The organism is Variovorax sp. M-6, assembly GCF_052114385.1.
Lineage (GTDB): Bacteria > Pseudomonadota > Gammaproteobacteria > Burkholderiales > Burkholderiaceae_C > Variovorax.
This window is the reverse complement of the sequence record NZ_JBFREQ010000002.1, coordinates 122,508-140,604: the sequence shown is the minus strand read 5'-3', so window position 1 is coordinate 140,604 and position 18,097 is coordinate 122,508. Positions and strand designations below refer to the sequence as shown.

Below are 18,097 nucleotides of genomic sequence, written 5' to 3'. Positions count from 1 at the left end.
GGGTGTTGTGCGGTTCTATTAGTTTGAGCAACGAACTAACTATGTCAGCCGGTCGGTGCGGCGGCATTGGGACAATCCCTGCGGGTAAATGCGCTGCCGTTTCATTAGTCACAACCGATACGATTTCTGGCTGTGTGCACGTGGTGCATGAGCCGGAGACAAGATGGATTCTGAGATTTCAGCGCCGGAGCGCCTCGCGCTCTACCGCACGATGGTGCGCATTCGCGCCTTCGAGAACGCCGCCGAGGCGGCCAGCCAGGGCGGCGTCAGCGCCTATGGCCAGGAAGCGGCGGGAGCCGCCAAGGTGCGCGGGCCGCTGCACCTGTCGACCGGCCAGGAGGCGGTGCCGGCCGGCGTCTGCGCCCACCTGGTGCCGGCCGACTACCTGACCTCCACCCATCGCGGCCACGGCCATACGCTGGCCAAGGGCGCCGACCTGAGCCGCATGATGTGCGAGCTGTTCGGCAAGGCCCGCGGCTTCAACGGCGGCAAGGGCGGCTCGATGCACATCGCCGACTTCTCGGTCGGCATGCTGGGCGCCAATGGCGTGGTCGCGGCCGGCCTGCCGATCGCGGTCGGTGCGGCGCACGCCCAGAAACTGCAGAAGAAGGACGCCATCACGGTCTGCTTCTTCGGCGACGGCGCAATCAATCGCGGGCCCTTCCTCGAATCGCTGAACTGGGCCCGCGTGTACCAGTTGCCGGTGCTGTTCGTCTGCGAGGACAACCGCTGGAGCGCCACCACCGCCAGCGGCCCGATGACGGCCGGCGACGGAGCCTCGGCCCGTGCCGAGGCGCTCGACATCGCGGCCACCCAGGTCGACGGCAACGAGGTGTTCGCGGTCCACGCCGCGGCCCGCCGCCTGGTCGCCGAGGTGCGCGCCGGCGGCGGCCCGCGCCTGCTGCACGCCCTCACCTACCGCGTCAAGGGCCATGTCTCGGTCGACCCGGCCGCCTACCGGGACCCGGCCGAGCTGGCCGCCGCGCTCGAGACCGACCCGATCGCGCGGGCGCGCGCCCGGCTGGTCGCGGGCGGCATCGAGCCCGCCGCGCTGGCCACGATCGAGAACCAGGCGCAGGCCGAGGTCGAAGCCGCCCTCGCCACTGCCGACGCCGCGCCCTGGCCCGACCCCGGCGCCGCCTTCACCGACGTGCAGACCACCGGAGCCGGACAATGGACATGACACAGGAACCGGTGGCCACCGCCGTCCGGCAACTCAGCTACGCCGAAGCCGCCGTGTTGGCGGTGCAGCGCGAGATGGAAGCCGACCCGCGCGTGGTGGTGCTCGGCGAGGACGTCGGCCGCGGCGGCATCTTCGGCCAGTACAAGGGGCTGCAGCAGCGCTTCGGCGCCGAGCGCGTGATCGACACGCCGATCTCCGAGGCCGCGATCATGGGCGCCGGGGTCGGCATGGCGCTGGCGGGACTGCGGCCGGTGGTCGAGATGCGGGTGGTCGACTTCGCGCTCTGCGGCATGGACGAGCTGGTCAACCAGGCCGCCAAGAACCGCTTCATGTTCGGTGGCCAGGGCCGCGTGCCGCTGGTGGCGCGCATGCCCGGCGGCATCTGGGATGCCTCGGCGGCGCAGCATTCGCAGTCGCTCGAGGCCTGGTTCGCGCACCTGCCGGGCGTGGTGGTGGTCTGCCCGGCCACGCCGCAGGACAACTACTCGCTGCTGCGCGCTGCGCTGCAATGCGGCGATCCGGTGGTCTACATCGAGCACAAGACCTTGTGGGGCGCGCGGGGCACGGTCGACGAAGGCCTCGACGTGCCGCTCGGCAAGGCCGCCCACCGGCGCCGCGGCGACGCGCTCACGCTGGTGAGCTGGGGCCGGCAGATGCAGGTCTGCGGCACCGCGTGCGAGACGCTGGCGGCCGAAGGCATCGAGGTCGACCTGATCGACTTGCGCACGCTGTGGCCCTGGGACCGCGAGACCGTGCTCGAATCCTGCGGCCGCACCGGTCGCCTGCTGGTGGTTCACGAGGCGGTGCAGGCCGCCGGCTTCGGGGCCGAGATCGCGGCCAGCGCGGCCGAGGCGACCGGCTGCCGCGTGGCTCGCCTGGGCGCGCCGCGCATTCCGGTGGGCTACGCGCCCGTGCTGGAAGCGCAGTCGCGCGTCGGCGCCGAACGGATCGCGAGCGCCGCCCGGGCGTTGCGCGGATGACCACCGGGGCCGCCGCGGCGCCGGCGCCGGCCGAGGAGGACATGGTCTTCCTGAAGCTGGTGCGGGTCGTCAACCTGACGGCGCGCCCCTTCCAGCAGCGGGTCGGGCGGCAGCACCAGCTCACGCTCAACGAGTGGCGCGCGATGGCGGTGCTGGGCGGCCGGCCCGGACTCACGGCCACGCAGGTCGCGGACCTCACCGGGCTCGACAAGATGGCGGTGAGCCGCGCGCTCGCGGGCCTGCAGAGCGCCAAGCGCCTGCACCGGCACGAGGACCCGACCGACCAGCGCCGCAGCCGGCTCTACCTGAGCAGTGTCGGCAAGGCCCTCTACGCGGAGGTCGTCGTGCAGGCGCGCGAACGCGAGGCCGAGTTGTTCGCGGGCGTCGCCGCGGAGGAACTGCAGCGGCTCAACGCCACGCTCGACAAGCTGATCGCCTCGGTGGCCGGCAACGCCGGTGCGCCCGTGTCAGGCTGAGAAGCCGCCGTCGATGCTGAGGCTGGCGCCGGTCACGAATGCGGCTTCGGGGCTCGCGAGGTAGGCGACCATGCCGGCAATTTCTTCGCCGCGCCCGTGCCTGGCCAGCGCCATCAGCCCATGCATGGCTTCGGCGTGCGGGCCGCCGGCCGGATTCATCTCGGTGTCGACCGGGCCGGGCTGCACATTGTTGACCGTGATGCCGCGCGGCCCGAGGTCGCGCGCCAGCCCGCGGGTCAGACCGCTGAGCGCCGACTTGCTCATCGCATAGGCGGCAAAGCCGGGCCATGGCGCGCGATCCGCATTGGTGCTGCCGATGGTGATGACGCGACCGCCCTCGCCCATGTGTCGCACGGCGGCCTGGGTGGCGACGAACACCGCGCGCACGTTGACGTCGAGCGTGCGGTCGAAGTCTTCCAGCGACATCTGGTCGATGGCGCCGACGAGAAAGACGCCGGCGTTGTTGACCAGGATGTCGAGCCGGCCGAAGGTCTTCGCCGCCAGCGCGACTGCCGCGCCGAGCGCGTCCGCATCTGCGCTGTCGGCCTGGATCGCCAGCGCGTGGCCGCCAGCGCCCTCGATCTCGCCGGCCAGCGCAAGGGCTGCGGCCTGGTTGCCGGCATAGGTGAAGGCGACCGCGGCGCCTTCACGCGCAAGGCGCCGGACGATGGCGGCACCGATGCCGCGCGAGCCGCCGGTGACGAGGGCGACCTTGCCGGCCTGGAGGGGTTGGACGGTAGAGAGGGGGGTGGACATGGTTTGCTCCTGAAGCGGTTGGGGATGACTTCAGTGTCGGGACTCCATTGCATCTCGGGTAGCCATGAAACTGGCACATCAAATTCAACCATTGGTTGAAAATAGGGGATGCAACCTCTCAGCCACCTCGAATCCTTCGTCCGCAGCGCAGAGGCCGGGAGCTTCTCCGCTGCCGCCCGCCAACTCGGCCTGACGCCGGCGGCGGTGAGCAAGAACGTGGCGCGGCTGGAGGCCGGACTCGGCGTGCGGCTGTTCCAGCGCAGCACCCGGAAGCTGACCCTGACCGAAAGCGGCGAGCGACTGTTCCGCCAGATCGGCGGCGCCCTCGGCACGCTGGCCGACGCGGTCGCCGGCATCGCCCAGGACGATGGCTCGCCCGCGGGCATCCTCAAGGTCAGCATGGGCCAGGCCTTCGGGCGCGCCTACATGCTGCCGCTTCTGGTCGATTTCCTGGCCCGCTATCCGGCCGTGCTGCCCGACTGGCATTTCGACAACCGGCAGGTCGATCTGATCGGCGAGGGCTTTGATGCGGGAATCGGCGGTGGCATCGAACTGACGCAGGGCCTGGTGGCGCGCGAGCTGGCGCGCATCCACATCGTGGCCACGGCTGCACCGGCCTACCTGGCCGGGAGGCCGCTGCCGCGCCATCCGGCCGACTTGGCCGGGCACGACGGCATCGTGCGCCGCTCTTCGCCGACGGGCCGCGTGCGGGCCTGGACGCTGCGCAACGAGGTGGGCGACGAAGGCGCGGTCGAGACCCGGCCTCGGCTGATCTTCAGCGACCCCGAGGCGATGCGCGACGCCGCGGTGATGGGCCTGGGCGTGGCGCTGCTGCCGATGGCGTTCGCTCTGCCGGCCCTGCAGAGCGGTGCGCTGGTGCGGCTGCTGCCGGGCTGGCATGCCGACAATGGGCCGATCTCGCTCTACTACCCGAGCAAGAAGCTGCTGCCCGCCAAGACCCGGGTCTTCGTCGATTTCGTCGTCGAGCGGCTGCGCGAGCAGGACTTCGCGCGGCGCATGCTCGGGACCTGATGACGCGGTCTGCCGCCGCACGGGGTTTTCACCTGCGACACAAGGACTGCTTAGCCGGTACAACCAGCCCATGACTCTCTCCACCTTTCTTCCGCGCCGCACCGCCTTGACTCTGGCCGCGACCGCTGTGCTGCTCGTCCTGGCCGGCCCCGCCGCGGCGCAAGGCACCTGGCCGACCAAACCGGTGCGCATCGTGGTGCCGTTCGCCCCTGGCGGCACCACCGACATCCTCGCGCGCGCGGTCGCGCCCGAGCTGTCGAAGGCCTTCGGCCAGCAGTTCATCGTCGACAACCGCGCCGGCGCCGGCGGCAACGTGGGCGCCGAGATCGTCGCGCGGGCACCGAACGACGGCTACACGCTCTTGATGGGCACCGTCGGCACGCACGGCATCAACCGCGCGCTCTACCCCAAGCTGCCCTACGACCCGATCAAGGACTTCGCGCCGATCACCCTGGTGGCGGCGGTGCCCAACGTGATGGAAATGAACGTCGACAAGGCGCGCGCGCTCAACATCAACAACGTGGCCGACTTCGTGAAATACGCGAAGGCGAACCCCGGCAAGCTCAACATGGCCTCGAGCGGCAGCGGCACCTCGATCCACCTGGCGGGCGAGCTCTTCAAGTCCATGACCGGCAGCTACATGACCCACATCCCGTACCGCGGCTCGGGCCCGGCGCTGATGGACATGGTGGGCGGCAACGCCGACGTGATGTTCGACAACCTGCCGTCCTCGATGCAGCAGATCAAGGGCGGCAAGCTCAAGGCCCTGGCCGTGACCAGTTCGCAGCGTTCACCGGCCCTGCCCGACGTGCCGACCGTCGAGGAAGCCGGCGGCCCCGCGCTCAAGGGCTACGAGGCCAGTTCGTGGTTCGGCCTGCTGGCCCCGGCCGGCACGCCGCCGGACATCGTCAACCGCATCCAGCAGGAAGTGGCGAAGGCGCTGGCCGCACCCGCCGTGAAGGAAAAGCTGGTCGCCCAGGGCGCCATCCCCAGCGGCAATTCACCCGCCGATTTCGCCAAGCTGATCGACAGCGAACACACGAAGTGGGCGAAGGTAGTCAAGACCTCCGGAGCGAAAGTGGACTGACCCCCAGGTTGGGCTCACTGCGTGTAGCCCGCCCACCCCCTTCCGGGGGCAACACCAGCGGCCCGGCGAAGCCGGTTCCGCGGTGTTTCACCAACGGGCCAGGCTGCGCCGGCCGGATCGAAGAGGCGCTGTGTCTTGCTTCGGCTGCGCGCAGCGCGCCCGTTCGTGGGCAGTCGCGGATCCGGCTTCGCCGGGCCGCTGACTGCGCCCCCGGAAGGGGGTGGGCGGGCTACACGAAGTGAGCCCAACCTGGGGGCGAGCTCAAGTACTCCAGACGACGTCCTTGCCGTCCGCCAGCGAGTCCTTGAGCATGTGCAGCAGCGGCGCGGCGCGCTGGTGCAGGCCGACGTGCTGCTTCTCGGCCTCGTTGTCGTGGCCCTCGACCGCATAGTCGTCGGCGTTGTGGACGTTGCGGCCCTCGCGCGCCATGGCCGCCTCGAGCGCCGAAATGGCGGCCGGCATCTGCTCGCCCGTGATGACACCCTCGCGCGCGGGCGCCTTGCCGATGATCTCGAACAACTGACGCGCGTGGACTTCAAGCATCACGAAAGGGGGGGTCGCCCGCGATTGGAATCGATACAGCATGGTGCCTCTCTTACTTACTCATTTGTAGATGTGGTCACGAACGAAAGGGTACTCCGATTGGGCGCCACGCAGCGACCGTGCATTGACCTGGCCGTCCGGCTTGGTGGACAGCATCTGGTGCAGCGAGATCCAGCCCTGTTCGAAACTCATCGCCGAGCCGGCCAGGTAGAGCCGATAGGCACGCAGGATGCGCTCGGCGTTCTCGCCCTGACGGCCGCCGCTCTTCTGCAGCACGCCGCGCGCTTCGTCGAGCCGAGCCTCGAGCGCGTCGGACCAGGCCCAGAGCGTGCGCGCGTAGTGCGGCCGCAGGTTCTCCGTGTCGACCATCTCGAGGCCCGCGGCCGCGGTTTCGCGCAGCACGTGGGTCACGTGCAGCAGTTCGCCGCCGGGGAAGATGTATTTCTCGATGAAGTCGCCCATGCCGGCGCCGAGCTGCCGGTAGTCGAGCTGGCCGGAGGTGATGCCGTGGTTCATCACCAGGCCGCCGGGCGCGAGAAGCGAGTGGAGCTTGCGGAAGTAGGTGCCCATGTTGGCGCTGCCGACGTGCTCGAACATGCCGACCGACGAGATCTTGTCGAAGGGCTGGCCGGGGTCGAGCTGGCGGTAGTCGCGCAGCTCGACGCGCACCCGGCCCTGCAGGCCCCGTTCCTCGATCAGCCGCTGCACATGCGCATGCTGGTTCTTCGACAGCGTGATGCCGGTGGCGTCCACGCCGTAGTGCTCGGCCGCCCACATCAGCAGCCCGCCCCAGCCCGATCCGATGTCGAGATAGCGCTCGCCCGGCTTCAGCATGAGCTTGCGGCAGATGTGGTCGAGCTTGGCTTCCTGGGCCTGCGCCAGCGTCATGTCCGTGCTCGTGAAATAGCCGCACGAATAGACCCGCCGCGGATCGAGCCACAGTGCATAGAAGTCGTCTGACACATCGTAGTGGAATTCGATCTGCGCGGCGTCCTTGCCCAGCGAGTGCGAGCCGCGCGACTTGGCACGGCGCTGCAGGCGGCTCCACCAGCCCGTATTGGTCTCGGCCGGATTGCCGGGCAGGAGGCCGACCGCCGCATCGATCAGGTCGCGCATGGCACCCTCGATCTGCACACGGCCTTCGACGTAGGCCTCGCCGATGGCACCGATCTGGCGCCCGCCCAGCTTGGCCAGTTCGGACCAGTCCTTGAAGGCGAGGGTGACGCGGGCGCCGGCCTTGGCCACCTGCCGCCCATCGGGAAGCTGCAGCGCGACGGGCACGGACAGCGAGGAAAGCTGGGACTCGATCTTCGGTATCAGGCTTTGCATGCAGAACATTCTTGCCAGCGGGAAGGGACTCGTCAACCGGTCGGTCCGGGAACCTCGGGCTTCCCATGGTTGACACGCGATCGTTTATGTCTAAACTATTTATCCATGAATAGCTTCACTCCGAATCTTCGCCGTGTGCTCTGCATCGGCGGCGGCCCCGCCGGGCTCTACTTCGCGCTTCTGATGAAGGCCCGGCAGCCTTCGCTGGAGATCACGGTGATCGAGCGCAACCGCCCGTTCGACACCTTCGGCTGGGGGGTGGTGCTGAGCGACCAGACGCTCGCCAATCTCGCGGCCGCCGACGCGCCCACCGCGGCGCTGATCGGGCGCGAGTTCCATCACTGGGACGACATCCAGGTCTTCTTCAAGGGCCGTCAGGTGCGCTCGGGCGGCCATGGCTTCTGCGGCATCGGGCGCAAGCGGCTGCTCAACATCCTGCAGGAGCGCTGCCTCGAGCTCGGCGTCAACCTGGTGTTCGAGACCGACGCCACCGACGACCAGGCACTCGCGGCCGAGTACAAGGCCGACCTGGTCATCGCCAGCGACGGCCTCAACAGCCGCATCCGCCAGCGCTACGCGGAGGTCTACCAGCCCGACATCGACCTGCGCCAGTGCCGCTTCGTCTGGCTCGGCACCCACCAGACCTTCGACGCCTTCACCTTCGCGTTCGAGCAGACCGAGCACGGCTGGTTCCAGGCCCACGCCTACCAGTTCGACGACAAGACCTCGACCTTCATCGTCGAGACGCCCGAGGCCGTCTGGCAGGCCCACGGACTCGACAAGATGGAGCAGCCCGAAGCCATCGCCTTCTGCGAGAAGCTGTTCGCCAAGTACCTGGGCGGCCACACGCTGATCAGCAACGCCACGCATCTGCGCGGCTCGGCCAACTGGATCCGCTTCCCGCGCGTGGTCTGCGCCCACTGGACGCACCGTATCGAGGTCGACGGCAAGACGGTGCCGGTGGTGCTGATGGGCGACGCCGCCCACACGGCGCACTTCTCGATCGGCTCAGGCACCAAGCTGGCGCTCGAAGACGCGATCGACCTCGCGAACGAGTTCGGCAGCGGCGGCGACATCGACCCGGTGCTCGAGGCCTACGAGGCCCGCCGCAGCGTCGAGGTGCTGAAGATCCAGAACGCCGCGCGCAACTCCACCGAGTGGTTCGAGAACGTGCCGCGCTACACCGGCATGGAGATCGAGCAGTTCGCCTACTCGCTGCTCACGCGCTCGCAGCGCATCAGCCACGAGAACCTGCGCCTGCGCGACACCCAATGGCTGGGCGGCTACGAGCAGTGGCTGTCGGGCGGCAAGCCGATCGCCCCGATGCTGCTGCCGCTCAAGGTGCGCGGGCTCGAGCTCAAGAACCGCATCCTGGTCTCGCCGATGGCGACCTACAGCGCCGTCGACGGCGTGCCGCAGGACTTCCTGCTGGTGCACCTGGGTGCACGCGCGCTCGGCGGCGCCGCGATGGTGATGGTCGAGATGACCAGCCCGACGCCCGAAGGCCGCATCACGCCGGCTTGCACCGGGCTCTACAACGACGCCCAGCAGGCGGCGTTCCAGCGCATCGTCGACTTCGTCCACGGCCAGTCGAGCGCCAAGATCGGCATGCAGCTCGGCCACAGCGGCCCCAAGGGGTCGACCCGCGTCGGCTGGGAAGGCACCGACGAGCCGCTCGAAGACGGCAACTGGCCGATCTTGGCCGCCAGCGCGCTGGCCTACGGCGAACAGAACCAGCTGCCCGCGGCGATGACCCGCGCCGAGATGGACCTGATGCGCGACCAGTTCGTCGCCTCCGCGCGGCGTGCCGCCGAGATCGGCTTCGACTGGCTCGAGCTGCATTGCGCGCACGGCTACCTGCTGTCGGCCTTCCTGAGCCCGCTGACCAACCTGCGCACCGACGAGTACGGCGGCAGCATCGAGAACCGCCTGCGCTACCCGCTCGAGGTGTTCCGCGCGATGCGCGCGGCCTGGCCGGCCGAGCGCCCGATGAGCGTGCGCATCTCGGCCCACGACTGGGCGCCGGGCGGCAACACCGACGCCGACGCGGTCGTGATGGCGCGCGCCTTCAAGGCGGCGGACTGCGACTTCATCGACGTCTCCTCGGGGCAGACCACGCGTGCCGCCAAGCCGGTGTACGGCCGCATGTACCAGACGCCCTTCGCCGACCGGATCCGCAACGAGGTCGGCATCTCGACCATCGCGGTCGGCGCCATCACCGATGCCGACCAGGCCAACAGCATCATCGCCGCGGGTCGCGCCGATCTCTGCGCGATCGCGCGACCGCACCTGGCCGACCCGGCCTGGACGCTGCACGAGGCCGCCAAGCTGCAAAGCCGCGAGGTCGACTGGCCGAAGCAGTACCTGAGCGGGCGCGACCAGATGTACCGCGAGATCGCCAAGCAGCAGCAGCTCGCGGCAGCGCTGGCAGCGGCACCGCAAGCCGCCGCCGAGGAAGAACACTGACATATGAAACGCCCCCACGCTCATCACTTCGTGTATCGCTGCCCCCCGAGGGGGCGCTCAGTGCCCTTCGGGCGGCCGGGCGGGCACTGCATGAAAAGCCCCCACGCTCATCGCTTCGCGTATCGCTGCCCCCCGAGGGGGCGCTCAGTGCCCTTCGGGCGGCCGGGCGGGCACTGACATGGACCTCGAAGCCCGCGCCCACAGCGAGCACCCGGACGAACTCCGGCTCTGGCTGCGCCTGCTGACCTGCACCCAGCTGATCGAGAAGCAGGTTCGCAACGAACTGCGCGAGCAGTTCGCCACCACCCTGCCGCGCTTCGACCTGATGTCGCAGCTCGAGCGCGCGCCCGAGGGCCTCAAGATGAACGAGCTGTCGCGCCGCATGATGGTCACGGGCGGCAACGTCACCGGCATCACCGACCAGCTGGTCACGGAGGGACTGGTCGAACGCGTCGACGTCGCCGGCGACCGCCGAGCCTGGCGCGTGCGACTCACGGCGCGCGGCCGCAAGCTGTTCAACGAGATGGCGCAACAGCACGAAGCCTGGATCTGCGACGCCTTCGCGTCGCTGAGCCCGAAAGAAATCACCCAGCTCCACAAGCTGCTCGGCAAGGTCAAGCAGCATTCGCATCAACAAATGGCGGAGGCCCTATGAAGCACTACATCGGCGCGGCGAGTCCCATGCGCGCACAGTTCGAACCCAAGGCCGGCTACCAGGCCGAGCATTTCTCGTGGGCCTTCGAGGCCGGCGTCGGCACCGTCACGCTGAACCGTCCCGAACGCAAGAACCCGCTGACCTTCGACTCCTACGCCGAGCTGCGCGATCTGTTCCGGGCACTGAGCTTCGCCACCGACGTCAAGGCGATCGTGGTCACCGGCGCGGGCGGCAACTTCTGCTCCGGTGGCGACGTGCACGAAATCATCGGCCCGCTGACGCAGATGAAGATGCCCGAACTGCTCGAGTTCACGCGCATGACCGGCGACCTCGTCAAGGCGATCCGCCATTGCCCGCAGCCGATCGTCGGTGCCATCGACGGCGTCTGTGCCGGTGCCGGCGCGATGATCGCGCTGGCCTGCGACCTGCGCTACGGCTCGCCCGCCACCCGCACCGCCTTCCTGTTCACGCGGGTCGGTCTGGCCGGCGCCGACATGGGCGCCTGCGCGCTGCTGCCGCGCATGATCGGCCAGGGCCGCGCCTCCGAGCTGCTCTTCACCGGCCGCGCCATGACCGCCCAGGAAGGCCATGCCTGGGGCTTCTTCAACGCCCTGCACGAGAGCGACGCCCTGCTCGGCGCCGCCACGGCAGTCGCCCGCGACCTCGCCGAGGGCCCCAGCTTCGCCCACGGCATGACCAAGACGATGCTGTCGCAGGAGTGGTCCATGACCATCGACCAGGCGATCGAGTCCGAGGCGCAGGCGCAGGCGATCTGCATGCAGACCGGCGACTTCAAGCGCGCCTACGAGGCCTTCGCGGCCAAGCGCAAGCCCGCCTTCCAAGGGGATTGATCGCATGGCCGCATCCGCTGTCCCTCCCTCCACGGCGCATCTCGCGCTGCCCTTCTTCGACGAGGCGCAGCGCGCCCTCGCCCGTGAGCTGCTGCCCTGGGCCGCCGCGCAATCGGTGGACGAGCGCGACGACCGCGCCGCCTGCCGCGACTGGGTGCGGCGCCTCGGCGACGGCGGCTGGCTGCGCTACTGCGTGCCGGCGAGTTCCGGCGGCGCGCTCGATCGTCTCGATTCGCGCGCCCTGGTGCTGCTGCGCGAGACGCTCGCCTTCCATTCGCCGCTGGCCGACTTCGCCTTCGCGATGCAGGGCCTGGGAAGCGGCGCCATCACGCTCGCCGGTACGCCCGCCCAGCATGGCGACTACCTGGCTCCCGTGGGCCGGGGCGACAAGATCGCGGCCTTCGCGCTCAGCGAGCCCGATGCCGGCTCGGACGTCGGTGCGATGGCGATGCGCGCCGAGGCCACCGCCGACGGCTGGCGCCTGACCGGAGAGAAGACCTGGATCAGCAACGGCGGCATCGCCGACTTCTACTGCGTCTTCGCCAAGACCGATCCGACCGCCGGCTCCCGCGGCATCACGGCCTTCATCGTCGATGCGAAGACGCCGGGGCTCGACACCTCCGCGCACATCGAGGTCATGGCACCGCACCCGCTCGCGACCCTGCGCTTCGACGGCTGCACCGTGCCGCACACGGCCCAGCTGGGCGAACTGAACGGCGGCTTCAAGCTGGCGATGCGCACGCTCGACATCTTTCGCGCCTCGGTGGCCGGTGCGGCGCTCGGCATGGCGCGGCGCGCCCTGTCCGAAGCCATCCAGCATGCGCAGAAACGCATGATGTTCGGCCAGACGCTCGCCGACTTCCAGCTCACGCAAGCCAAGCTCGGCGAGATGGCGGCGCTGATCGACAGCGCGGCGCTGCTGACCTATCGCGCGGCCTGGATGCGCGACGACAGCGAGCGTCGTGGCCAGCCCGCGGTGGGCGACCTGACGGCGGCCGCCGCCATGGCGAAGATGTGCGCCACCGAGAACGCCAGCCGCGTGATCGACATGGCGCTGCAGATGCACGGCGGCCTCGGCGTCAAGGTCGGCACCAAGGTCGAGAGCCTCTACCGCGACATCCGGTCGCTGCGCATCTACGAAGGCGCGACCGAAGTCCAGCAACTGATCATCGGCAAGGCCGTGCTGAGGAACCCATGACTCAAAGCGCGCAATCCGACCGCTTCGTGCATGACCGGCTGCCGCCGGCGGACCAGTTGCCGATCTTCCGCTACGACCTGCCCGAGCTGCAGTTGCCCGACCAGCTGAATCTGGTCGAGGAACTGCTGGACAAGGCCGTCGCCCGGGGCCTTGGCGACAAGCCGATGCTGCGCGCTCCCGGCCGCACGCTGAGCTATGCCGAGGCGGCGCTGGAGGTCAATCGCATCGCACAGGTACTGACCGAGGACCTTCGCCTGGTGCCCGGCAACCGGGTGCTGCTGCGCGGGGGCAATTCGATCGCGATGGCGCTGGCCTGGCTCGCCGTGGTCAAGGCCGGCCTGATCGCGGTCGCCACCATGCCGCTGCTGCGTGCCAAGGAGCTCGGCGAGATCATCGAGAAGGCGCAACCCACGGTCGCGCTGTGCGAAGGGAAGCTGCTCGACGAGCTGGAGACCGCGCAACGGGCCCACCCGGTGCTGCGCACGGTGGTGGCGTTCAATCAGCTGGACGCGCCCGGCTCCCTGACCACGCGCGCCGCGGCGAAGAGCGGCGTCTTCCAGGCCTGCCCGACGGCTGCCGACGACATCGCGCTGCTCGCCTTCACCTCAGGGACCACCGGCAAGCCCAAGGCGCCGGTGACCACGCACCGCGACGTGCTCGCGATGTGCCAGACCTGGCCGCGCCACGTGCTGCGGGCACACAGCGACGACATCGTGATCGGTTCGCCGCCGCTGGCCTTCACTTTCGGGCTCGGCGGGCTGCTGGTGTTCCCGATGTGGGCCGGCGCCTCGGTGTACTTCCACGACAAGCCCTATACGCCCGAGACGATGGTCGACGTGATCCGGGAGATCGGCGCCACCATCTGCTACACCGCGCCCACCTTCTACCGCCAGATGGCGGCCTTCGCGAAGGCTGCCGGCGTCCCCAGCCTGCGCATCAGCGTGAGCGCGGGCGAAGCGCTGCCCGACGCCACGCGACAGCTCTGGAAACAGGCCACCGGCCTCGAGATGGTCGACGGCATCGGCGGCACCGAGGTGTTCCACATCTACATCTCGGCCGCAGGCGGGGAAGTGCGGCGCGGCGCGGTCGGCAAGGCCGTGCCGGGCTTCACGGCCAGGGTGGTCGACGACGAGGGCAACGAGGTGCCGCGCGGCACGGTCGGCAAGCTGGCGATCATCGGACCCGTGGGTTGCCGCTACCTGGACGATCCTCGGCAGGCCGACTACGTCCGGGGCGGCTGGAACTATCCCGGCGATGCCTTCGTCGAGGACGAGGACGGCTACTTCTTCTACCAGTCGCGCGCCGACGACATGATCGTCACGGCCGGCTACAACGTGGGCGGCCCGGAGGTCGAGGACGCACTGCTCAGGCACCCGGCGGTCGCCGAATGCGGCGTCATCGGCAAGCCCGACGAGGAGCGCGGCATGATCGTCAAGGCCTTCTGCGTGCTCAAGCCGGGGCACACTGGCGATGCCGCACTGACCAAGGCGCTGCAGGACCACGTCAAGGCCAGCATCGCGCCCTACAAATACCCCCGCGAAATCGCGTTCGTGGCCCAGCTGCCGCGCACCGAAACAGGAAAACTCCAGAGATTCAAACTGAGGCAAATGACATGATCAAGCAACTGCAACCCCCAGGCTGGCTGCCACCCAAAGGCTATGCGAACGGCATCGCCGCGCGCGGAACGACGGTCTTCGTCGGTGGCCAGATCGGCTGGAATGCGCAGCAGCAATTCGAGTCCGACGACTTCATCGAACAGGCGGGGCTGGCGCTGCGCAACATCGTCGAAGTGCTGCGCGAAGGCGGTGCCGGTCCGGAGCACATGGTGCGCATGACCTGGTACATCACGGATCGCGACGAGTACAACCGCCGCCTCGGCGAGCTGGGCCCGGTCTACCGCGACGCCATGGGCAGGAATTTCCCCGCCATGACCTGCGTGCAGGTGGCGGCGCTGGTCGAGGCGCGCGCCAAGATCGAGATCGAGGTCACGGCGGTCGTGCCCGACTGATTTCAATTACCGCTGGAAAACAAAAATCCAAAAACAAAAAAGCCCACTGGAAAGTGGGCTTTTTTGCTTCGTCGACAACCTGAAAGGGTTATCGGGAATTTGGTTGCGCGAGCAAGATTTGAACTTGCGACCTTTGGGTTATGAGCCCAACGAGCTACCAGGCTGCTCCATCGCGCGGCAAGATGGAATTATATACTATTCGGCGGCGTTTTGCTCGGCGCCCGAAACTTCTTCAGAAATTTCGGGGCGATCGACCAATTCGACCAGGGCCATAGGCGCATTGTCGCCCACGCGGAAACCCATTTTCAGGATGCGCGTATAGCCGCCCGGGCGTGCCTGGTAGCGCGGACCGAGTTCGCCGAAGAGCTTGACGACGCTGTCGCGGCTGCGCAGGCGGTCGAAGGCGAGGCGCTTGTTGGCAACCGTCGGCTTCTTGGCCAGGGTGATCATCGGCTCGATGACGCGGCGCAGTTCCTTGGCCTTGGGGACCGTGGTCTTGATGACTTCGTGCTCGATGAGCGAATTCATCATGTTCTGCAGCATCGCGAGGCGGTGCGAGCTGGTGCGGTTGAGTTTGCGGAGTCCGTGTCCGTGACGCATGGTGCTTTTTCCTTTACTTTATAAAAACAGGCAGCCGTGTCAGGTACTGCCCGGTGCACTGGCCCTCTTCTTCAGGGCCAACTTCGAATTATCGCTTGTCGAGACCGGCCGGCGGCCAGCTTTCGAGCTTCATGCCCAAGGTGAGGCCGCGCGAGGCGAGCACTTCCTTGATTTCGTTGAGCGACTTGCGACCCAGGTTCGGGGTCTTGAGCAGCTCGTTTTCGGTGCGCTGGATCAGGTCGCCGATGTAGTAGATGTTCTCGGCCTTCAGGCAGTTGGCCGAACGCACCGTGAGTTCGAGTTCGTCGACCGGGCGCAGCAGGATCGGGTCGAACTGCTGGGCGCTGCGCGGAGCCGGCGCATCGAAGGCTGCCAGTTCGCCGCCTTCGAGCTGTGCGAACACAGCCAGTTGTTCCACCAGGATCTTGGCCGAGGCGCGCACTGCATCTTCGGCGGTGATCGCACCGTTGGTCTCGATTTCGACCAGCAGCTTGTCCAGGTCGGTACGCTGTTCGACACGGGCGCTTTCGACCGTGTAGCTCACGCGCTTGACCGGCGAGAACGACGCGTCGAGCACGATCCGGCCGATCGACTTGGTCGGCTCGTCGGCGTAGCGGCGCATCGTGCCGGGCACGTAGCCGCGACCCTTCTCGACCTTGATCTGCATGTCGAGCTTGCCGCCTTGCGACAGGTGGGCAATGACGTGGTCGGGATTGATGATCTCGACGTCGTGCGGCGTCTGGATGTCGGAAGCCGTGACCGGACCCTCGCCGTCCTTGCGCAGGCTCAGCGTGACTTCATCGCGGTTGTGGAGCTTGAACACCACGCCCTTGAGGTTCAGCAGGATGTTGACGACGTCTTCCTGCACGCCATCGATCGACGAGTACTCGTGCAGCACGCCCGCGATCGTCACTTCGGTGGCCGAGTAGCCCACCATCGACGACAGCAGGACGCGGCGCAGTGCATTGCCGAGCGTGTGGCCGTAGCCGCGCTCGAACGGCTCGAGCGTCACCTTCGCCTTGTTGGGCGCGAGTTGCTCGACCTGGATGGTCTTGGGTTTCAGCAGGGTGGTTTGCATGCAGGACTTCCTCTCAATACCCCCGGCTCGTTACACCGGTAAGGCTGGTGAAGCGCCCGCGGGGCGCGGCCCCAGCGGGAACAAAAAATCAAAAGTACGGGCCGCGTCAGCGGCACGTTGCCGTCTTAGCGGGAATACAGTTCGACGATCAGCGATTCGTTGATGTCGGCCGCGAATTCGTCGCGATCGGGCACCTTCTTGAAGGTGCCTTCAGCCTTGTCGGCATTGACGTCGACCCAGGCCGGCATGCCGACTTGGGCGGCCAGCTGCAGCGCTTCGGCCACGCGGGTCTGCTTCTTCGACTTGTCGCGAACAGCGATCACGTCGCCGGTCTTGACCAGGTACGACGGGATGTTGACCGACTTGCCGTTGACCGTGATCGCCTTGTGCGACACGAGCTGGCGTGCTTCGGCACGGGTCGAGCCGAAGCCCATGCGGTAGACCACGTTGTCCAGGCGCGATTCAAGGATGAACAGCAGGTTGGCGCCGGTGTTGCCACGGCGGCGGTCGGCTTCCTCGAAGTAGCGGCGGAACTGCTTCTCGAGCACGCCGTACATGCGCTTGACCTTCTGCTTCTCGCGCAGTTGGAGGCCGAAGTCGGAGGTGCGCTGACCCGAGGTGCGGCCATGCTGGCCGGGCTTGGAGTCGAACTTGGCCTTGTCCTGGATCGAACGGCGGGCGCTCTTCAGGAACAGGTCGGTGCCTTCGCGGCGGGAGAGTTTGGCCTTGGGGCCGAGATAGCGTGCCACTTGATCTTCCTTCTATGTCATCTGCCGCAGGGAGACTGCGGGAGCCATCAGCGGCGTGCCGATGGCGGTGGGCTTCAACAAAAACAAAAAATGCGCAGCCGCTGTGAAGCAGGCTGCGCCGAGCATTGTCGCCTTAGATGCGACGACGCTTTTGCGGACGGCAGCCGTTGTGCGGAACCGGGGTCACGTCGGCAATGGAGTTGATCCGGATGCCGAGCGCAGCCAGTGCGCGCACCGACGATTCGCGACCCGGGCCGGGGCCCTTGATCTCGACGTCGAGGTTCTTGATGCCTTGGTCGACCGCAGCGCGGCCGGCCACTTCGGAGGCGACCTGCGCAGCGAACGGCGTCGACTTGCGCGAACCCTTGAAGCCTTGACCACCCGACGACGCCCACGACAGAGCGTTGCCCTGGCGGTCGGTGATCGTGATGATCGTGTTGTTGAACGAGGCGTGCACGTGGGCGATGCCGTCCGCAACGTTCTTGCGAACCTTCTTGCGAACGCGTTGTGCCGCGTTGTTGGCAGGAGCTTTAGCCATGGTCTATCCTTATTTCTTCAGGGACTGCGCTGCCTTGCGCGGACCCTTGCGGGTGCGGGCATTGGTGCGCGTACGCTGGCCGCGCATCGGCAGGCCGCGACGGTGACGGAAGCCGCGGTAGCAGCCGATGTCCATCAAGCGCTTGATGTTCATCGTCGTTTCGCGACGCAGGTCACCTTCGATGGTGAAGAGAGCGATCTGGTCGCGGATCTTCTCGAGATCGGCGTCGGTCAGATCCTTGATCTTCTTCGCATAGTCGATGCCGCTCGCTTCGCAGATCTTGCGTGCGCGGGTGCGACCGATGCCGAAAATGGCGGTCAGGCCGATTTCAGCGTGCTTGTGCGGCGGAATGTTGATGCCAGCAATACGTGCCATGTGCGTCCTCTATATCTCTAACAATCAACCCTGGCGCTGCTTGTGGCGCGGGTCGGTACAGATCACGCGCACCACACCCTTGCGGCGGATGATCTTGCAATTACGGCAGATGGTTTTGACCGAAGCCGAAACTCTCATTTCTTTCTCCTAAGACTCTGTTCAACTCGGCGAACCATTCGCCTGAAAATTCGTT

20 protein-coding genes and 1 tRNA gene are annotated in these 18,097 nt (G+C 67.7%); 11 read left to right on the top strand and 10 right to left on the bottom strand.

The genetic code is table 11. The annotated features are described in order from the left end of the window. Positions 1-163: 163 nt before the first annotated feature. From AB4Z46_RS03150 to AB4Z46_RS03140, 3 genes are read left to right on the top strand one after another with little or no spacing between them, the layout of a single operon-like run. The gene (locus tag AB4Z46_RS03150; protein WP_442282015.1) at positions 164-1,183 is read left to right on the top strand and encodes a thiamine pyrophosphate-dependent dehydrogenase E1 component subunit alpha; all 1,020 of its coding nucleotides are present in this window, start codon (positions 164-166) and stop codon (positions 1,181-1,183) included. After that, positions 1,174-2,163 (top strand): alpha-ketoacid dehydrogenase subunit beta, encoded by a 990-nt coding sequence (locus AB4Z46_RS03145; RefSeq protein WP_442282014.1) that lies wholly within the window; start codon positions 1,174-1,176, stop codon positions 2,161-2,163. The genes AB4Z46_RS03150 and AB4Z46_RS03145 overlap by 10 nt, the downstream gene beginning before the upstream one ends. Continuing rightward, on the top strand, positions 2,160-2,639 hold the full coding sequence (locus AB4Z46_RS03140; protein ID WP_442282013.1) for a MarR family winged helix-turn-helix transcriptional regulator: 480 nt from the start codon (positions 2,160-2,162) through the stop codon (positions 2,637-2,639). The genes AB4Z46_RS03145 and AB4Z46_RS03140 overlap by 4 nt, the downstream gene beginning before the upstream one ends. Here the strand turns inward: AB4Z46_RS03140 and AB4Z46_RS03135 are convergent. Next, on the bottom strand, positions 2,631-3,395 hold the full coding sequence (locus AB4Z46_RS03135; protein ID WP_442282012.1) for an SDR family oxidoreductase: 765 nt from the start codon (positions 3,393-3,395) through the stop codon (positions 2,631-2,633). The genes AB4Z46_RS03140 and AB4Z46_RS03135 overlap by 9 nt on opposite strands. A 108-nt stretch (positions 3,396-3,503) precedes the next feature. Here AB4Z46_RS03135 and AB4Z46_RS03130 point away from each other — a divergent pair, with 108 nt between their 5' ends. Both AB4Z46_RS03130 and AB4Z46_RS03125 read left to right on the top strand, forming a co-directional pair. Beyond that, positions 3,504-4,427, top strand: a complete 924-nt coding sequence (locus AB4Z46_RS03130; RefSeq protein ID WP_442282011.1) for a LysR family transcriptional regulator — start codon at positions 3,504-3,506, stop codon at positions 4,425-4,427. 70 nt (positions 4,428-4,497) lie between these two features. Beyond that, the gene (locus AB4Z46_RS03125) at positions 4,498-5,514 is read left to right on the top strand and encodes a Bug family tripartite tricarboxylate transporter substrate binding protein (protein WP_442282010.1); all 1,017 of its coding nucleotides are present in this window, start codon (positions 4,498-4,500) and stop codon (positions 5,512-5,514) included. A gap of 261 nt (positions 5,515-5,775) precedes the next feature. On the opposite strand, the gene AB4Z46_RS03120 is transcribed toward AB4Z46_RS03125, so the two are convergent. Then, positions 5,776-6,099 (bottom strand): DUF1840 domain-containing protein, encoded by a 324-nt coding sequence (locus tag AB4Z46_RS03120; protein WP_442282009.1) that lies wholly within the window; start codon positions 6,097-6,099, stop codon positions 5,776-5,778. A gap of 18 nt (positions 6,100-6,117) precedes the next feature. Further along, on the bottom strand, positions 6,118-7,386 hold the full coding sequence (locus tag AB4Z46_RS03115; protein WP_442282008.1) for a class I SAM-dependent methyltransferase: 1,269 nt from the start codon (positions 7,384-7,386) through the stop codon (positions 6,118-6,120). A gap of 105 nt (positions 7,387-7,491) precedes the next feature. On the opposite strand from AB4Z46_RS03115, the gene AB4Z46_RS03110 reads away from it, so the two are divergent. The 6 genes from AB4Z46_RS03110 to AB4Z46_RS03085 all read left to right on the top strand — a co-directional run bounded on the left by AB4Z46_RS03110 (position 7,492) and on the right by AB4Z46_RS03085 (position 14,564). Continuing rightward, positions 7,492-9,852: a bifunctional salicylyl-CoA 5-hydroxylase/oxidoreductase gene (locus AB4Z46_RS03110; protein ID WP_442282007.1), complete on the top strand. Its 2,361-nt coding sequence runs from the start codon at positions 7,492-7,494 to the stop codon at positions 9,850-9,852. Between the two features lie 178 nt (positions 9,853-10,030). Next, on the top strand, positions 10,031-10,507 hold the full coding sequence (locus AB4Z46_RS03105; protein ID WP_442282006.1) for a MarR family winged helix-turn-helix transcriptional regulator: 477 nt from the start codon (positions 10,031-10,033) through the stop codon (positions 10,505-10,507). Beyond that, complete coding sequence (locus tag AB4Z46_RS03100; protein ID WP_442282005.1) at positions 10,504-11,358, top strand: enoyl-CoA hydratase family protein; 855 nt, start codon at positions 10,504-10,506, stop codon at positions 11,356-11,358. Before AB4Z46_RS03105 ends, AB4Z46_RS03100 begins: the two co-directional genes overlap by 4 nt. 4 nt (positions 11,359-11,362) lie before the next feature. Then, positions 11,363-12,556, top strand: a complete 1,194-nt coding sequence (locus AB4Z46_RS03095) for an acyl-CoA dehydrogenase family protein (RefSeq protein ID WP_442282004.1) — start codon at positions 11,363-11,365, stop codon at positions 12,554-12,556. After that, entirely contained in the window at positions 12,553-14,172 is a 1,620-nt protein-coding gene (locus AB4Z46_RS03090; RefSeq protein ID WP_442282003.1) for an AMP-binding protein, read from the top strand. The genes AB4Z46_RS03095 and AB4Z46_RS03090 overlap by 4 nt, the downstream gene beginning before the upstream one ends. Continuing rightward, a complete protein-coding gene (locus AB4Z46_RS03085; protein WP_442282002.1) occupies positions 14,169-14,564 on the top strand; it encodes a RidA family protein in 396 nt (131 codons plus the stop codon). The genes AB4Z46_RS03090 and AB4Z46_RS03085 overlap by 4 nt, the downstream gene beginning before the upstream one ends. Before the next feature lie 100 nt (positions 14,565-14,664). Here AB4Z46_RS03085 and AB4Z46_RS03080 read toward each other — a convergent pair. From AB4Z46_RS03080 to rpmJ, 7 genes are all read right to left on the bottom strand, one after another. Beyond that, positions 14,665-14,741, bottom strand: a tRNA-Met gene (locus tag AB4Z46_RS03080). Positions 14,742-14,759: 18 nt separating this feature from the next. Next, positions 14,760-15,164: a 50S ribosomal protein L17 gene (rplQ, locus tag AB4Z46_RS03075; RefSeq protein ID WP_442282001.1), complete on the bottom strand. Its 405-nt coding sequence runs from the start codon at positions 15,162-15,164 to the stop codon at positions 14,760-14,762. Positions 15,165-15,252: 88 nt separating this feature from the next. Further along, positions 15,253-16,242 (bottom strand): DNA-directed RNA polymerase subunit alpha, encoded by a 990-nt coding sequence (locus AB4Z46_RS03070; protein ID WP_093382585.1) that lies wholly within the window; start codon positions 16,240-16,242, stop codon positions 15,253-15,255. A gap of 125 nt (positions 16,243-16,367) precedes the next feature. After that, complete coding sequence (gene rpsD / locus AB4Z46_RS03065) at positions 16,368-16,991, bottom strand: 30S ribosomal protein S4 (RefSeq protein WP_442282000.1); 624 nt, start codon at positions 16,989-16,991, stop codon at positions 16,368-16,370. 133 nt (positions 16,992-17,124) lie between these two features. Then, complete coding sequence (gene rpsK / locus AB4Z46_RS03060) at positions 17,125-17,529, bottom strand: 30S ribosomal protein S11 (RefSeq protein WP_162565645.1); 405 nt, start codon at positions 17,527-17,529, stop codon at positions 17,125-17,127. A 9-nt stretch (positions 17,530-17,538) separates the two neighbouring features. Beyond that, positions 17,539-17,904: a 30S ribosomal protein S13 gene (gene rpsM / locus AB4Z46_RS03055; RefSeq protein ID WP_286371094.1), complete on the bottom strand. Its 366-nt coding sequence runs from the start codon at positions 17,902-17,904 to the stop codon at positions 17,539-17,541. Between the two features lie 24 nt (positions 17,905-17,928). Next, on the bottom strand, positions 17,929-18,042 hold the full coding sequence (gene rpmJ / locus AB4Z46_RS03050; protein ID WP_038201958.1) for a 50S ribosomal protein L36: 114 nt from the start codon (positions 18,040-18,042) through the stop codon (positions 17,929-17,931). Positions 18,043-18,097: the final 55 nt, after the last annotated feature.

Excerpts from the sequence above, each read along its gene's own strand:
- AB4Z46_RS03150 (WP_442282015.1), top strand. The coding sequence starts at position 164 with ATGGATTCTGAGATTTCAGCGCCGGAGCGCCTCGCGCTCTACCGCACG.
- AB4Z46_RS03145 (WP_442282014.1), top strand. The coding sequence starts at position 1,174 with ATGGACATGACACAGGAACCGGTGGCCACCGCCGTCCGGCAACTCAGC.
- AB4Z46_RS03140 (WP_442282013.1), top strand. The coding sequence starts at position 2,160 with ATGACCACCGGGGCCGCCGCGGCGCCGGCGCCGGCCGAGGAGGACATG.
- AB4Z46_RS03135 (WP_442282012.1), bottom strand. The coding sequence starts at position 3,395 with ATGTCCACCCCCCTCTCTACCGTCCAACCCCTCCAGGCCGGCAAGGTC.
- AB4Z46_RS03130 (WP_442282011.1), top strand. The coding sequence starts at position 3,504 with ATGCAACCTCTCAGCCACCTCGAATCCTTCGTCCGCAGCGCAGAGGCC.
- AB4Z46_RS03125 (WP_442282010.1), top strand. The coding sequence starts at position 4,498 with ATGACTCTCTCCACCTTTCTTCCGCGCCGCACCGCCTTGACTCTGGCC.
- AB4Z46_RS03120 (WP_442282009.1), bottom strand. The coding sequence starts at position 6,099 with ATGCTGTATCGATTCCAATCGCGGGCGACCCCCCCTTTCGTGATGCTT.
- AB4Z46_RS03115 (WP_442282008.1), bottom strand. The coding sequence starts at position 7,386 with ATGCAAAGCCTGATACCGAAGATCGAGTCCCAGCTTTCCTCGCTGTCC.
- AB4Z46_RS03110 (WP_442282007.1), top strand. The coding sequence starts at position 7,492 with ATGAATAGCTTCACTCCGAATCTTCGCCGTGTGCTCTGCATCGGCGGC.
- AB4Z46_RS03105 (WP_442282006.1), top strand. The coding sequence starts at position 10,031 with ATGGACCTCGAAGCCCGCGCCCACAGCGAGCACCCGGACGAACTCCGG.
- AB4Z46_RS03100 (WP_442282005.1), top strand. The coding sequence starts at position 10,504 with ATGAAGCACTACATCGGCGCGGCGAGTCCCATGCGCGCACAGTTCGAA.
- AB4Z46_RS03095 (WP_442282004.1), top strand. The coding sequence starts at position 11,363 with ATGGCCGCATCCGCTGTCCCTCCCTCCACGGCGCATCTCGCGCTGCCC.
- AB4Z46_RS03090 (WP_442282003.1), top strand. The coding sequence starts at position 12,553 with ATGACTCAAAGCGCGCAATCCGACCGCTTCGTGCATGACCGGCTGCCG.
- AB4Z46_RS03085 (WP_442282002.1), top strand. The coding sequence starts at position 14,169 with ATGATCAAGCAACTGCAACCCCCAGGCTGGCTGCCACCCAAAGGCTAT.
- rplQ (WP_442282001.1), bottom strand. The coding sequence starts at position 15,164 with ATGCGTCACGGACACGGACTCCGCAAACTCAACCGCACCAGCTCGCAC.
- AB4Z46_RS03070 (WP_093382585.1), bottom strand. The coding sequence starts at position 16,242 with ATGCAAACCACCCTGCTGAAACCCAAGACCATCCAGGTCGAGCAACTC.
- rpsK (WP_162565645.1), bottom strand. The coding sequence starts at position 17,529 with ATGGCTAAAGCTCCTGCCAACAACGCGGCACAACGCGTTCGCAAGAAG.
- rpsM (WP_286371094.1), bottom strand. The coding sequence starts at position 17,904 with ATGGCACGTATTGCTGGCATCAACATTCCGCCGCACAAGCACGCTGAA.
- rpmJ (WP_038201958.1), bottom strand. The coding sequence starts at position 18,042 with ATGAGAGTTTCGGCTTCGGTCAAAACCATCTGCCGTAATTGCAAGATC.